Annotated in this window: 8 protein-coding genes and 1 pseudogene; 5 read left to right on the plus strand and 4 right to left on the minus strand. The window is 70.0% G+C overall.

Annotated elements, in window-relative coordinates; translation table 11 throughout:
* Window positions 1-7: 7 nt before the first annotated feature.
* Complete coding sequence (gene htpG, locus ACIOMQ_RS16485) at window positions 8-1,945, plus strand: molecular chaperone HtpG (protein WP_362206318.1); 1,938 nt, start codon at window positions 8-10, stop codon at window positions 1,943-1,945.
* A gap of 169 nt (window positions 1,946-2,114) precedes the next feature.
* Here the strand turns inward: htpG and ACIOMQ_RS16490 are convergent, their stop codons facing one another.
* Window positions 2,115-3,662, minus strand: a complete 1,548-nt coding sequence (locus tag ACIOMQ_RS16490) for a methyltransferase domain-containing protein (protein ID WP_362206319.1) — start codon at window positions 3,660-3,662, stop codon at window positions 2,115-2,117.
* A gap of 195 nt (window positions 3,663-3,857) precedes the next feature.
* Window positions 3,858-4,751 (minus strand): esterase/lipase family protein, encoded by an 894-nt coding sequence (locus tag ACIOMQ_RS16495; protein WP_401267559.1) that lies wholly within the window; start codon window positions 4,749-4,751, stop codon window positions 3,858-3,860.
* 977 nt (window positions 4,752-5,728) lie between these two features.
* Between ACIOMQ_RS16495 and ACIOMQ_RS16500 the strand changes: the two genes are divergently transcribed.
* The 3 genes and pseudogenes from ACIOMQ_RS16500 to ACIOMQ_RS16510 all read left to right on the plus strand — a co-directional run bounded on the left by ACIOMQ_RS16500 (window position 5,729) and on the right by ACIOMQ_RS16510 (window position 8,705).
* The gene (locus ACIOMQ_RS16500; RefSeq protein ID WP_401987165.1) at window positions 5,729-7,036 is read left to right on the plus strand and encodes an MFS transporter; all 1,308 of its coding nucleotides are present in this window, start codon (window positions 5,729-5,731) and stop codon (window positions 7,034-7,036) included.
* A gap of 227 nt (window positions 7,037-7,263) precedes the next feature.
* Window positions 7,264-8,214: pseudogene (locus ACIOMQ_RS16505) on the plus strand (acetolactate synthase large subunit); the annotation flags it as partial.
* Entirely contained in the window at window positions 8,166-8,705 is a 540-nt protein-coding gene (locus ACIOMQ_RS16510) for a VOC family protein (RefSeq protein WP_401755273.1), read from the plus strand. The pseudogene ACIOMQ_RS16505 and the gene ACIOMQ_RS16510, both read left to right, overlap by 49 nt.
* Here ACIOMQ_RS16510 and ACIOMQ_RS16515 read toward each other — a convergent pair.
* Window positions 8,629-9,723, minus strand: coding sequence for a DNA polymerase thumb domain-containing protein (locus ACIOMQ_RS16515; RefSeq protein ID WP_401938898.1), 1,095 nt, complete (start codon window positions 9,721-9,723; stop codon window positions 8,629-8,631). The two genes, ACIOMQ_RS16510 and ACIOMQ_RS16515, sit on opposite strands and share 77 nt — an antisense overlap.
* Window positions 9,720-13,172, minus strand: a complete 3,453-nt coding sequence (locus tag ACIOMQ_RS16520; RefSeq protein WP_402189255.1) for a DNA polymerase III subunit alpha — start codon at window positions 13,170-13,172, stop codon at window positions 9,720-9,722. Before ACIOMQ_RS16520 ends, ACIOMQ_RS16515 begins: the two co-directional genes overlap by 4 nt.
* A gap of 355 nt (window positions 13,173-13,527) precedes the next feature.
* Between ACIOMQ_RS16520 and ACIOMQ_RS16525 the strand changes: the two genes are divergently transcribed.
* Window positions 13,528-14,562: a DUF3533 domain-containing protein gene (locus ACIOMQ_RS16525; RefSeq protein WP_362206325.1), complete on the plus strand. Its 1,035-nt coding sequence runs from the start codon at window positions 13,528-13,530 to the stop codon at window positions 14,560-14,562.
* The last annotated feature ends 2 nt before the right edge of the window (window positions 14,563-14,564 follow it).

The raw sequence follows: 14,564 nt of genomic DNA on the forward strand, positions 1-14,564 counted from the left end.
GCTGATTATGCCCACTGAGACGTTCGAGTTTCAGGTGGAAGCGCGCCAGCTTCTGCAGATGATGATCCACTCGATCTACTCGAACAAGGACGTGTTCCTCCGCGAACTCGTCTCCAACGCCTCCGACGCGCTCGACAAGCTGCGACTCGAAGCGCTCCGCGACGACTCGCTCGGCGCGGATGTGTCCGACCTCCACATCGACATCGAGACCGACAAGCAGGCCCGCACGCTGACGGTGCGGGACAACGGCATCGGCATGTCGCACGATGAAGTGGTCCAGCTCATCGGGACCATCGCGAACTCGGGCACGGCGAAGTTCCTGCGCGAACTCAAGGAGGCCGAGGACTCCACCGCGGCCGAAGGGCTGATCGGCCAGTTCGGGGTCGGGTTCTACGCCAGCTTCATGGTCGCCGACGAGGTCACGCTGCTGACCCGGCGCGCGGGCGAGAGCCAGGGCACCCGCTGGACGTCGACCGGCGAGGGCACGTACACGATCGAGACCGTCGACAGCGCTCCCCAGGGCACCTCGGTCACGCTCCGGCTCAAGCCGGAGGACACCGACGACCGGCTCTACGACTACACCGCCCCCTGGAAGATCAGGGAGATCGTCAAGCGGTACTCGGACTTCATCACCTGGCCCGTCAGGATGGCCGCGGAGACCCCGGCCGACGACGCCGAGGACACCGGGGAAGGGTCCGGCGCCGCCCCGCGCGAACCCGAGACCCTCAACTCGATGAAGGCCCTCTGGGCGCGCTCGCGCGACGAGGTCAAGGACGACGAGTACCACGAGCTGTACAAGCACATCAGCCACGACTGGATCGCCCCGCTCGAAACCATCCGGCTGCAGGCGGAAGGCACTTTCGAGTACCAGGCGCTGCTCTTCATCCCGTCGCACGCGCCCCAGGACCTGTTCATGCAGGGGTACAAGCGCGGCATCCAGCTCTATGTGAAGCGCGTCTTCATCATGGACGACTGCGAAGCGCTGATGCCGCCGTACCTGCGCTTCGTCAAGGGTGTCGTCGACGCGCAGGACCTGTCGCTCAACGTGTCGCGCGAGATCCTCCAGCAGGACCGCCAGATCCAGCTGATGCACCGGCGCCTGGCGAAGAAGGTGCTGTCGACGGTCAAGGACATGATGTCCGCCGACCCCGAGCGCTACGCCACGTTCTGGCGGGAGTTCGGCCGCGTCCTCAAGGAAGGGCTGCTGAGCGACTTCGAGAACCGCGACGCCATCCTCGGCGTCGCCTCGTTCGCCACCACCCACGACAAGGACGAGCCGACCACGCTGCGGCAGTACGTGGAGCGGATGAAGGACGGCCAGGAGCACATCTACTACCTCACGGGTGAGTCCCGGCAGGCCATCGAGAACTCCCCGCACATGGAGGCGTTCCGGGCCAAGGGCGTCGAGGTGCTGCTGCTGACCGATCCCGTCGACGAGGTGTGGGTCGAGGCGGAGCCCGAGTTCGACGGCAAGAAGCTGCGGTCCGTCGCCAAGGGCGAGGTCGAGCTCGGTACCGAGGAGGAGAAGAAGGAGGCCGCGACCGAGCGTGAGAACCGGCAGCAGGAGTACGCGGATCTGCTGACCTGGATGACGGACCGGCTGGGCGAGACCGTCAAGGAGGTACGGCTCTCCTCGCGCCTCACCGTCTCGCCCGCCTGCATCGTCTCGGACACCCACGACGTGACGCCGGCCCTGGAGAACATGTACCGCGCCATGGGCCAGCCGGTCCCGCAGGTCAAGCGCATCCTCGAACTCAACCCGGAGCACCCGCTGGTCAGCGGCCTCAACCGGGCGCACACCGAACGCGGTGAGGATGCCGGTACGGGCCTGGAGGAGACGGCCGAGCTCCTCCACGACCTGGCGCTGCTGGCCGAAGGCGGTGAACTGGGCGACCCGTCGCGCTTCGTCAGGCTGATGGCCGACCGCCTGGAGCGCACCCTGTAAGTGAGGGCCGCACCACCCCGGACGGGCCCTCGGGCCCGTCCGGGGCTCCGCCCGCGGGCCCGTCGGCGACCTGCACGAAGGCCGGCCCGGCCGGTCCCGGCCGACCGGGGTCGGACACCTTCTGGTCCGGGCCGACCGGGCCGGTCGCCCTCTGGTGCCGTGACCGGCACTAGTCCCGGCGCCGCGCCCAGACATCGGTGTACGGCGCCGGGTCCTCCGGTACCGGGCGGGCTTGCGGGATTCCGGCGACCAATTCCACCTCGTACCCCGCCGCGTCCTCCAGGTAGGCGGCGGTGTGCCCGCCGCCGCCCGCGTGCGGGTAGCGGTCCGGGAAGAGCTGCCGCCAGCCGTGCTCGGGGGCCCTGGCCACCAGTCCGTCGAGGGTGGCCCGGTCCCGGACGTGGAACGCCAGGTGGTTGAGCCCGGGGCTGCGGCGGTCGTGCGTCACCCCGGTCAGGTCGGGTGACTGCTCCACCACCACATAGCTGTCGCCGCGCCGCCAGCTCCGGCCGTGCTCCCAGCGCTGGTACGGGACATGACCCAGCTCGCCGAGCAGCCAGCCCCAGCCCTGCTCGGCCACCGGCAGATCGGGCACCCACAGCTCGATGTGGTGAACCCCGCCGGTGCCGGCTCCACCGGCGGGCAGCGGAACCGCGCGGCGGATACCGTGCGGCTGGTACGCCACGGTGTCGCCGTCCTCGTGCCAGTGGATCAGGAAGTGCTCCCCCGCGCGATAGCCGTCGAGTCCCGCCCGGCAGTAGGCGACGATGTCGTCCGGGAGGGCGTCCAGCGGGAACCAGGCCAGTTCGGAGCACTTGTCCGGTTCGCGGTTGTACGGCGGCCGGGCCGGGTCGTACTCCGCCTCGAAGAACCAGCCGGTCCGGGGACTGCCGCCGGGGCCGCGGTGCTGCATGACCAGGGCCACCCGCAGTTCGTCCGGGCCGAGTTCGACACCGATCTCCTCGGCGGCCTCACGGATCATCGCCTCGCGGACGTCCTCACCGTCCTCTACGTGCCCGGACGGGCTGTTGAACAGCCCGTCCGCATACCCGGTGTTGGCCCGGCGGGCGAGCAGGACCTCGGGGCCGCGGCGGAGGATCAGATGCACATCGACGACCTCGGTGTGCCGGTGCGGTGGTTCGGCGCGGGCCACCAGGGCGTAGCGCTCGTCGTCGACCTGCTTGCCCCACAGGGTCGGGTCGCCGGAGAGCGGCTCGTGGTGGATGTGCTCGGTGAGCTCCGAGAGCAGCCCGGTCAGCCGCTCCGCGGAGAGGCCGACTCCGCCCCAGACACCCTCGATCAGGATCAGCCGCCCGCCGGGCCGCAGCAGGGTGAACCAGTGACGCAGGACCGCCGCCGGATCGGGCAGCAGGAACACGACGTGTCTCGCCATGATCACATCGAACTGCTGCTTTCCGACCGGCGGTTGGGCCGCGTCCCCGAGATGCACCCCGGTGCCCGTGCCGGCGAGCTTGGCCCGCGCCTGCTCCACCATGCGCGGCGACCGGTCGACGGCGGTGACGCGGTGCCCCTGCCCGGCGACGAGCAGCGCGAGGCTTCCGGTGCCGCACCCCAGGTCGAGGACCTCGGAGCGCTCGCCGGGCAGCCAGCTCTCCAGCCGCCGCGCCCAGGCGTGCCGGACCACCGGATCGAGCAGCCCGTGGTCGGGCTCCTCGTCGAAGGAGTCGGCCGCGGAGTCCCAGTCGATCGTCGTCATGAGTCGATCGTGCCATCCGCCGCCGACAGCAGCGGCCCGCACGGTATGAAACGCCCCGCCTCCGGTGCGCCGTGGGGCATCGGGGGCGGGGCGTCTCCTGGCACAGTCCTGCCGCCGGGCGGGGCAGTGCGCCTATGGCCTCTCGTTTGGATCACGCCGGGCTCGCGGGGACTGGCCCGATCCAAACGAAAGACCCTAACCGACGACCGAGGCGCAGGTGGTGGGGGTGGCGTGTGCCGGGTCCAGGGCATTCGCCACTTCGTGGTACGCGATCCGGTCGACGGTGCCGATCGCCACATGCTCGGAGAGATCGACCGGACAGAGGTCCTGGAGCAGGACGTTGTGCACGTTCGGCCCGCTCAGGAACTGCGTGCGGTACGGGGTCACGACCTCGTCGTACCGGGTCGCGATGACGGTGTAGCGCACCCCCGGCACGGTGTCGCCGCCCGCGTTGAGCTTGGTGAGGAACGGGGATCCCGCCACCTGGTCGGCGAGGCCGGGCGTGTTGGCGTTCAGCAGGTCCTCCACCCCCGGGAAGTACGGCAGCAGCTGCGTCAGGCCGAGGAGGGTGGTGCCGTGGTTGTCGGGTGCCAGCCCGATCATGGCGTTCACCTTGGCGGCCCCGCCGAGGAACTTCAGGTAGTAGTTCGGCATCATGCCGCCCTGGGAGTGGCCGACGACGTCGACCTCGGACGTCCCGGTGGAGGCGAGCACCTCGTCGACGAACGCGGCGAGCTGTCCGGCCGACTTGTCGATCGGACCGAGGCCGTTGAAGAGCGGCACTCCGGGCAGCTGCCCGTAGTCCAGTGAGTAGACGCAGTAGCCCCGGTTGACGAGGTACGGGGCAAGGACCAGCCAGTTGTCGATCGAGTTCCCGAAGGTTCCGTGGACCAGGACGACGGGGCGGGGGTGGGCTGCGGAGGGCTTGCAGGAGTAGTCGTTCCAGCCACGGGAAGTGGCGGTGACGGCAGTGGGGGTGGCTGCAGCGGCAGTGGCCGTGGGGGCGGCGACGGCGGCGACGGCGAGGAGCAGTGCGGCGAGGGTTCTCCGCGTACGTGGGGTACGCGACGCACGGGTCCAGGGCAGCATCGTGTGGTCTCCTTGCGGCTCAAGGGAGTTGCGATGGCTGTGCGCCCTGCGGCCCGGACCACAAGTTCTGACTGCTGACCTTCTGTGTACTCACGCCAAATTACGCACGAGTAGGGTGGCGTGGGAAGTTACGCGTCGGTAAAAACTGACGCCCGTACGCGGCGGCCTCGTCGGCGCGAGGGCCGTACCGGCGGGAGCGGGCACGGAACCCCTGGGCGTCCCCGCTCCGACGCCCAGAAAAAAATCAGTTGCACCGAAGGCTGATTTCGGCCACGTCGGCCTGGAGAGAGCCCCGATATCGGCGCGGACGGCAGAGCCCGGCCGCGGTAACGTCGCGGCGTCGCCCGACCCGCTCCCCGATTCCGGCCACCATGCCGGGCTCGGCATCACTCGCTCGCACGACCTCGCACGCGCCGGACGGCCGGGCCGACCACACAACGGGCGACTCAACACGCCCCCGCGCAAAGCGAACATTTACCGGACGGCTTTCGACCGGCACCAACAAGCCAATTGCATTCGGAGGCTTGACAGCCCATTACGACCCACGCCCGGTCGCGCGCCCTTGACTACCCTCACTCGCACGTGATCAGGTTGCTTCTGCCAAAAATCAACAGATCAGGGAATCCGCGTTCCAGCTGTGATTGCAGCGCCAGCGCCGCAACACACCTGCGAAAGTCAAGTAATGGCAATGCCATTGCAAGGAACGGCTCATCGAGGAAGGAGACGTGCAACTATGCGGCCCGCAAGACGGGTTGAACGGCCGACATGAGCGGCCAGGTCCGTAGCCCGGTCAGGAACCCATGGACTACGGGCGATCGGCATGCCCCATTGCTCATGATGCCGCGGGAGGAGCTATGCGAAGAGCCCTCCGACCTGCTGTTGCACGTCAGCCACCAATAGTCGAATGATTTCGGTTTCGCCACCTTTCCCTCTCGGCAATTTCCCCGTGCACACCTTTCCCCTGTGTCATGCCAAAAATGGAAGCTGTGGTCATCTTCGTAAGCCGCCATAACGGACTATTGCAGAACCGTGCATTTCGGAATCTGTTCATTGCCACAACAGTGAGCGCGGCGAGCGTAAGCGTTGCCCGGATAGCCATCCCGCTGTCAGCGGTACTCGCCCTGAGTGCCAGCGGGTTCGAAGTCGGCCTTGTTTCGGCGTTCCTGACTCTTCCTTTCCTGCTGGTGGGACTGCCGGCCGGCGTCTGGGTCGACCGTGTGCGCCGCCGCAGCGTACTCATCATCTCCCAGCTGGCCCGGGCCCTGGTTCTCTTCTCCATTCCGCTGTCCTGGTGGACCGGAACTCTGACCATCTGGCAGCTCTACGCTGCCGTCATCCTGTTCGGCACGTGCAACGTATTCTACGATGTCGCCTATCACAGCTTCCTGCCGCAGGTCGCCGGGAGAGAGAAGCTCCTCGAAGCGAACTCCAGGATAACGGGCGTCCAGCAGGTCTTCGAGGTCGGCGGACCGTCGTTCGGCGGACAACTCGTGGCCTTGCTCACGGCCCCCATTTCCTTTGTGGTCACCAGTGTTGGATTGGCGATTTCGTCGTGGTGCGTTGTACGCATCGACGTGGTGGAGGAAGCACCCGCCCGCGAAGAAAAGTCAAGAATGATCCCGGAGGTCGCTGCGGGGCTACGCATGGTGCGCAACGATTCTCGACTCCTCGCGATAGCAGGGTCGAGTGCGTGGTTGAATCTGACTGGTTATGCTATTTACACGGCGACCATGCTGTTTCTGGCGAGAACGTTGGAGCTCTCACCCGGATGGATCGGCGCCTTCTTCAGCATCGGCGGCCTCGGGGGGCTGCTGGGCGCGCTCGCTGCCAATCGGCTGTCCCGTGCTCTGGGCCACGGCAGAGTCATGTGGTTGATTCTGCTCGTCGGGTGCCCGTTTTCGCTGCTGCTGCCGATGGTCGGCTCCTCGTGGACGCTCTGGCTCGGCGCGTGCACCAATGGCGTCGTCACGTTGACGAGCGTGGTTTACAACGTTGCCCAGCTCAGCTTCTGCCAGGCCGTCACGCCCGATCATCTGCTCGGGCGGATGAACGCGACCATGCGCTTCCTGACGTGGAGCGTCATGCCGATCGGGTCAATTCTGGGAGGCATGGTGGCGGGATGGCTCGGACCTCGCGAGGGGTTGTTCGCCTGCGCCGCCGCGAGCTGTGTGGCCTTCATTCCTCTTCTGTTCTCACCCCTGCGCGGCATGCGAGACCTTTCCCCTTCCGTGCCGGATGGCGAAGTCCGCGGGGAATCCGACCGGGACTCCGTCCTCGGGAATTAATCACGTGTGGCCCGTGGGCCCCGTGAACAGGGGGCGCCGGCCGGCCGCATAGAGCCCCCTCTCCACTGGTTGCATCATTGCTCTGGCTTGAAGCTGCTCGATCGATCAGGTGAAATTTACCTCCCTTCGGATTCTTCTGCGCGCCCAAAAGTAGGGCGGGCCACGCAAAGAAAGGGCCTCTTGGAAATGATCAATGGACACCTTGAAGACTTCTTCGCGGCCCGGGTGCCGTGCTGCTGCTCGGCGGTGACGCGCTGCGGAGGCCGGGCCGGGAGGCGGCAAGCCGCATAGCGGTGGCGACCGGGGCGCGGATCCTGGCCGAGCCGACACCGGCCCGGCAGGAGCGCGGCGCGGGGATACCGCACCTGGACCGTCTGGCCTACCGGGGAGAGACGGTCCAGACCCAACTGGCCGGTGCGCGGAGTCTCGTCCTCGCCGGGGCGACGCCCCCGGTGGCGTTCTTCGCCTACCCGGGCCGGCCGAGCGACCTGGTGCCCGAGGGGTGCCGGGTGCTTGATCTGGGCGGCCGGGCCTCGGCCGTCCGGGAACTGGCCGACCTCGTGGCCCCGCACGCCCGTCCCGTGCCGGCCCGGCGGACCGTGCCCGGGATGCCCGGCGGCGAGCTCACCGCGGAGAAGGCCGCCGCGGTCATCGGTGCCCTGCTGCCGGAGGGGGCGATCGTCTCGGACGAGGCGATCACCTCCGGCTGGTGGCTTCCGCAGGCGACCGCCGGCGCGCCGCCGCACGACTGGCTCACTCTCACCGGGGGCGCCATCGGCCAGGGGATTCCGCTGGCCACGGGGGCGGCGATCGCCTGTCCCGGCCGTCCGGTGATCAGCCTCCAGGCGGACGGCAGCGCCATGTACACCGTGCAGGCCCTGTGGACCCAGGCACGTGAGGGGCTCGACGTCACCACGGTGATCTTCAGCAATGCCTCGTACGCGATCCTCGGCGTGGAACTCGACCTGCTCCGGGCCGAGGCCGGGGACAACCGGAGCAGGACGCTGCTGGACCTGCCACGGCTCGATTTCGTCGCGCTGGCCAAGGGCATGGACGTACCCGCCACCAGGGCCACTACGGTGGCGGAATTCGCGGACCAGCTCCGCAAGGCCCTCGCGGAGCCCGGACCGTGCCTCATCGAAGCCGCTGTTCCCCCACCCACATCCTTCCCGGTCTGAAAACACCTGCTGCGCCACAGAGATGGGACGAAGAATTGAATTCCCCCTTTCGCGATCTTCACCACATATGCATCGTTGTCCGCGACATGGAAGAGTCCGTCAGGTACTACACGTCGCTGGGGATCGGCCCATGGCGGGATTTCGCGAATCCGACTGCCCTGGCCGAGGTTTCGATGCCCAACCGCGAGGCGTTCTTCGCGTTGACGTACAAATGCGCGGACCTCGGTGGCGTGCAACTCCAGTTGTGTCAGCCACCGCAGCTCGACTGCCCGCAGCGCAGGTTCCTCGACACGCGGGGCGAAGGGGTCTTCCACCTCGGCTTCTCCGTCGAGGACGTCGACCGCGGCGAGGAAGCCGGTCAGGAGCTCGGCCTGGAGGTGCTGATGAGCGGCCGGAGGAGCGACCGCTCGGGTTTCACCTACTTCGACACCCAGGACGACGCCGGGTTTGCGCTGTCGGTGCGCTCGGCGCCCCCGCCGGCTTCGCGCTGATCTCCGGATGCCGGCGCGCGAGGGGCCGCCCGGCGGTCCCCGGGGCCAGAACGGCGGGATACACGGCTTCTGGACCGAAGCGGCGGCGGGCCCGGTCCGTGGCCGCTTCGGCGGCGCGGGTGCGGTCGTCACCGGAGTCCAGGGAGAGTTGGCGGTGGGCGGCACCGGCCGGCGTCAGATCGTCGGCACGGACCACGAACGCACGGACACGTGCCCGTTGCAGCCCGAGGGAGGCCAGCAGTCCCAGGGCAGCCGTGCCAAGGACGGGCGAGTGGTTGGTGGATTCCGGCAGTGGACGCGTCCGCGTGGTGGAACTGCGGTCGGCGTACCGCACCGTGAGGGTGAGGCGGCCGGTGACCTGGCTCTCGCCGCGCAGGCGCTGGCCGATCCGGTCGGCGAGTCCCACGACGGCCCGGTGATGGAGCGCCGGGTCGAGGCAGTCCCGGTCCAGCACCAGGTCGGCGGTCAGGTGCTGCGCCGGTTCCAGCGGTGCGACCGGGCGGGGATCGCGGCCTCGGGAACGCTCGGCCAGCAGCCGGGCGGGGCCGGCGCCGAGAAGACGCTGCAGGGTCGCCGCCGGTACGTCGGCGACCTGGCCGATGGTGTGCAGGCCGTATCGGTTGAGCGTTTCCGCTGTGGCGCGGCCGATCCCCGGCAGCGCGGTGACCGGCCGCGGGTACAGCCAGTCGGCGGCCTGCCCGGCGGGAACCCAGGTGGTGTCCCCCGGCGCGGACGCGTCGGCCGCCATGGCGGCCAGCATGCGGTTGCCCGCGAGCCCGGCGCTGCTGTCGATGCCGTAGAGGGCCTTCAGCCTGAGCTTCGCCAACTGGACGACGTCGTAGGGAGACAGGCCGAAGTATCTGAGCGCCGACGTCAGGTCGAGCTGGACGGCATGGGGCGGGACGGCCTGGACATGAGGCGTGATACCGGACATCAGTTCGATGATGTCGTCGTACTGGTCCTCACTCGGCGCGGCGTGCAGATGGAGGTGGGCGATGTACCGCCGGCGCGTGGTCATCCTGCGCTCCCCGGGCTGGTGTAGCCGAGCTTCTTCAGGTCGGCCGAGCGGCTGCCGGCGGGTTGCAGGTCGGCGTACGGGTGCAGCCGGGCCCCCGCGGTACCGTCGGCCAGGGTCCGCCGCGGCTGCGCGGGGGTCGGGTGCGGGTGATCGGCGCCGAGGAGGGTGAGGGCGGCTTCGGGGCCGTAGTCGCGGCGGGCGGCGGCGATCCGGTCCAGGTCCCAGGCCATGGTGCCGACGACGGTGCGGCGGGTGCCGCGCACCTGGACCGTGCCGCGGACCAGCAGCAGCCCGCTGTGGAAGACGGTGTGCGCGCAGGCCGGGTGGGAGTCTTCGAAGAAGGCCAGGTCGACCAGGCCGGAACCGTCCTCCAGGGTGACGAAGATGATGCGCCTGCCGCTGGCGATCGGCGGGGTCTGGGTCGAGGCCCGCACCCCGGCGACCAGCACCTGCCGACCTGCCCGCGCTGCCGCCAGGTGGGCCGCGTCGGTCGCGCCGATCTCCCGCAGCAGCCGGTGGTGATGCTCCATCAAGTGCTTGGAGACGTCGATGCCGAGCGTGTTCAGCTCCGCGTTCAGGGCCTCGCGCCCGGTCATTTCGGGCAGGCCGCTCGGCTCCGCCCCTCCGGCCGCGTCCGCGTCGATGGGCAACTGGCCCCTGCCCGCGGACCGGTGGCGGGACTGCCGGTGGAGTTCGGTGATCTGCAGGAGCAGATCGCGCCGTGTGAGCCGCCCGTCGTGGAGAGTGCCCAGGGCACCGATCTCCGCGAGGCGTTCGGCGACCGGCCTGCTGGGACGGGCCCGCTGCCAGAAGTCCGACAGCGATCCGTACGGCCGGCCCTCCTCGATCCGGGCACACTCCCCCTCGCTGATGCCGCGCACCGCGGACAGCGCGAGCCGCACGCCCCACTGCTCCCCGTCGGCCCGCTCCACGGTGTGCTCCGCCCCGGAGCGGTTGACGTCGACGGGCAGGACGGGAACGCCGTGCCGGCGGGCATCGGCGACGAGGACGCGCTTGGGCCACATACCGGGGTCGTGTTCGAGCAGCCCGGCCAGCAGGAACGCCGGGTAGTGCGCCTTGAGCCAGGCGCTCTGCAGGGCCGGTACGGCGAAGGCGACCGCGTGCGCCCGGCAGAAGCCGTAGGCGCCGAAGGCCTCGACGGTGCTCCACACCTCGTCCCGGACCTTCGCGCTGTAGCCGCGGGCTCCCGCCTGGCGGTGGAACCAGCCCTTGATCCGGGGCAGCCGGTCCTTGTCACCGAGCGCCCGCCGGGCGACCTCGGCCAGGGCCCGGTCGCAACCGGTCAGCACCGACAGCGTCTCGATGATCTGTTCGTGCCAGATGGTCACGCCGTAGGTGTCGGCGAGCACGGGTTCGAGGTCCGGGTGGGCGTAGGAGGGATTGCCGCCGTGGCGGGCCGCGACGTACCGCTCGGGCATCCCCCCGGCGACCGGCCCGGGGCGGAAGAGGCTGATGTCGGCGATGACGTCCTGCGGGTCGCGGGGCTGCAGCCGGGACAGAAGGTCCTGCTGGCCGGGGGATTCGAGCTGGAACAGGCCCAGGGTCCGGCTCTCCTGGATGATCTTGAATGCGAAGACGTCGTCGAGCGGCACCTGCCGCGGGTCGTCCAGGTCGATGCGGTTGCCGGTCGTCCGTTCGATCTCGGCGACCGCGTGCGCCATCGCGGACTGCATCCGTACACCCAGGACGTCCAGTTTGATGTTGCCCAGCGCCTCGATCTCCTCCTTGGCCGCCATGGCCATCGGGTAGTCGCCCTGGGGGGTGGGCTGCACCGGCAGCCGGTCCAGAAGCGTCGCGTCGCTGATGACCACGCCGCAGGGGTGCATGGCCATGCCATGGATCAGGGAGTCGAGCCCTTCGGCAAGCTCCCACAGCGGCCCGTACCGTCCCGCCTCGGCCGCCAGCTGACGCAGTTCGGGCAGTTCGGCGAGCGCGCCGGTGATGTCCGACGCCCGCAGATGCGGGAAACTCTTGGCGATCCGGTCGACCTCCGCCGGTGCGATCCCCAGAGCCAGGCCGGTGTCCCGCAGGGCTCGACGGGCCCGGTAGGTCTCGGGCATCGCGGTGACCGCCACGCGCTCCTTGCCGAACCGTTCGAAGATCGTGTCGTAGCACTCCAGCCTCCTGGCGGACTCCACGTCGATGTCGATGTCCGGAAGCGACGCCCGCCGCACGCTCAGGAAGCGTTCGAACAGCAGGTGGTGGTCGAGCGGGTTGGCGGTGGCTATGCCCAGGGCGTGGCAGACCATCGACCCGGCGCCCGAGCCGCGGGCCGCGACCCGGATGCCCTTCTCCCGGATGTCGGCCACGACCTGTCCGACGGCGAGGAAGTACGAGTCGAAGTTCAGCCGGGAGATCACGGCGAGCTCTTCGTCCAGCCGATCGAGCGCGGCGCGGTCGTGGTCCAGACCGCGCCGGGCCATACCGGCCTCGCTCCGCCGGCGCAGCAACTGTGCCGCGCCGCCCGCCCCGGGCCCGGCGCCGAGCACTTCCGCCTCCGGGAAGTGCGGCGTACCCAGCCCCAGATCCGCCGCGGGATCGACGGTGCACGCCGCCGCCGTGGCGACGGTGTCCGCCAGCAGACGGTCCGCCCGCCGGGGTCCCGCCCCCGCGCATTCGGCGATCAGCCGCGCGATGCCCGCCATGGCCCTCTCGTCCTTGAGCCAGCGCTGCCCGCTGTCCAGGCGGCGCCGGTCGATGGGCCGCAGCAGCCGCGCGGCGTCCAGGACATCGGCGAGCCGGTGCTGGCCGGGGTCGGCGTAGCGGACGGCGTTGGAGAGCACGGCGGTGGTACGGGTGCGGTCGGCCAGCGCGAGGGTCCGGGCGGCCAGCCGCAGCGATCCCGGCCCGGTGCCGGGCCGATCGTGCAGGACGGTCTCCAGCCGAATCCCGCCGCCGAAGATCTCCCGCCACGGCGCCAGCAGCTTCGCCGCCACGTCCTCCCGGCCCGCCGCCAGCGCGCGTACCGGCTCCGAGAGCGGCCCGAGCAGCACGATCAGGCCGGGGCCGCCGTGTTCGCGCAGCGCCTCCCACGGGACCACCGGCGCCGCACCGCCCGCGGTCCCGGCGTGCGCGGCCGAGGTGATGCGGCACAGCCGCGCCCACCCTGCCCGGTTCCGCGCGAGCAGCACGATCCGCAGCGGCGGTTCGACCACGTGCGCACCACCGCGCGCCGGGGTGCGCCGCCGCCGCACAGGAGGCGGCGGCGCGAGAGCCTCCACCGCCAGGTCGACACCGAAGACCGGCCGGACACCGGCCCCGGCACACGCCTGCGCGAACCGCACCGTCCCCGTGACCGTGTCCCGGTCGGTGAGCGCGAGCGCCGTCATGCCGCGCTCGGCCGCCCGCCGGACAAGGTGCTCGGGGTGGGCGGCGCCGTAGCGAGCGGAGTATCCGGACGCGACGTGCAGATGGGCGTAGCCCGCCATGTCGCACCTCCGTTCTCCACCCCATTTCAGCCATACGCCCGATCCCTCCATCGTACGTCCGTTCGATTACTCTAACCCTCACCAGACCCGGTCAACGACTTAATTCGAACACCTGAACGCATCTGGAGGGCTCGTAACCAGTGGCTGAAACTGTCGCCTCCCCCGCCCGAACCGGCCTCGCCCGATCCCGCGCGCCGCCCCGGGCGCGGCACACTCCCGACCCCGCGCGCCGCCCCGGGCGCGGCACGCTCCCGACCCCGGGCGCGGCACGCCCCCGACCCCGGACCGGCTCTCCGGTCAGCCATTCGGCCCAGTCCCGCCTGCACGAACGGCCGAAGCCCCGGACCGTTGGGGCATGACTTTCGCTGACGAGGTGAAGAACGCCGTCACTCCACGGGCCGCGCTGCTTGTCATCGGCGTGCTCGGACTGCAACTGCTGTTCATCGCGTCCTACGTCGGGGCACTGCACAGGCCGAAGCCGACGGACGTACCCTTCGGGGTCGTCGCGCCCCGGCAGATGTCCGCACAGCTCCTCACCGAGCTGAAGAATCTCCCGGGCGGCCCGCTGGACCCCCGTACGGTCGCCGACGCGGCCACGGCCCGCGAGCAGATCCTGAACCGCGAGATCGACGGCGCCCTGATCGTCAGCCCCACCAGCACCACCGACACCGTCCTCGTCGCCTCCGGCGGGGGAACCTCCATGGCCGACACCCTGACGAAGATCATCACGAAGGCCGATCTGGCCCAGCAGCGCACGGTGCGCTCCGTGGACCTGGCCCCCGCCTCCGGTCAGGACTTCAACGGCATCTCGTCCTTCTACCTGGTCGTGGGCTGGTGCGTCGGCGGCTACCTCTGCGCCTCGATCCTGGCGATCAGCGCCGGCTCCAAGCCCGCCAACCGGCAGCGCGCGCTGATCCGGACCGGCGTCATGGCGCTGTACTCCGTCGTCGGTGGAATCGGCGGCGCGGTCATCATCGGCCCGATCCTCGGCGCCCTGCCCGGAAGCTTCTGGGGCCTGTCGGGGCTGGGAGCGCTGACCGTCTTCGCGGTCGGCATGCTCACCCTCGCCCTCCAGGCCCTCACCGGCATCGTCGGCATCGGCCTGGCCGTCCTGATCGTGGTGATCGCGGGCAACCCGAGCGCCGGCGGCGCCTTTCCGCTGCCGATGCTCCCCGACTTCTGGCGGGCGATCGGCCCCGCGCTGCCGCCCGGGGCGGGCACCTGGGTGGCCCGCTCGATCGCGTACTTCAGGGGCAACGCGGTCACCGGACCACTGCTGGTGCTGTCCGCATGGGCGGTGGCGGGCACGCTTGTCACCCTCCTGGTGTCCCTGCGCAAGCCGGACGACACCACCGGTGCCCGGCCGCCGTTCGGCTCGACGGTCGACTGATT

Origin of the sequence: Streptomyces sp. NPDC087845 (assembly GCF_044742755.1) — a bacterium.
In the GTDB taxonomy this organism is placed as follows: domain Bacteria; phylum Actinomycetota; class Actinomycetes; order Streptomycetales; family Streptomycetaceae; genus Streptomyces.

Coding starts and splice junctions, on each gene's coding strand:
- htpG (WP_362206318.1), top strand. CDS start 8: ATGCCCACTGAGACGTTCGAGTTTCAGGTGGAAGCGCGCCAGCTTCTG.
- ACIOMQ_RS16490 (WP_362206319.1), bottom strand. CDS start 3,662: ATGACGACGATCGACTGGGACTCCGCGGCCGACTCCTTCGACGAGGAG.
- ACIOMQ_RS16495 (WP_401267559.1), bottom strand. CDS start 4,751: ATGCTGCCCTGGACCCGTGCGTCGCGTACCCCACGTACGCGGAGAACC.
- ACIOMQ_RS16500 (WP_401987165.1), top strand. CDS start 5,729: ATGGAAGCTGTGGTCATCTTCGTAAGCCGCCATAACGGACTATTGCAG.
- ACIOMQ_RS16515 (WP_401938898.1), bottom strand. CDS start 9,723: ATGACCACGCGCCGGCGGTACATCGCCCACCTCCATCTGCACGCCGCG.
- ACIOMQ_RS16520 (WP_402189255.1), bottom strand. CDS start 13,172: ATGGCGGGCTACGCCCATCTGCACGTCGCGTCCGGATACTCCGCTCGC.
- ACIOMQ_RS16525 (WP_362206325.1), top strand. CDS start 13,528: ATGACTTTCGCTGACGAGGTGAAGAACGCCGTCACTCCACGGGCCGCG.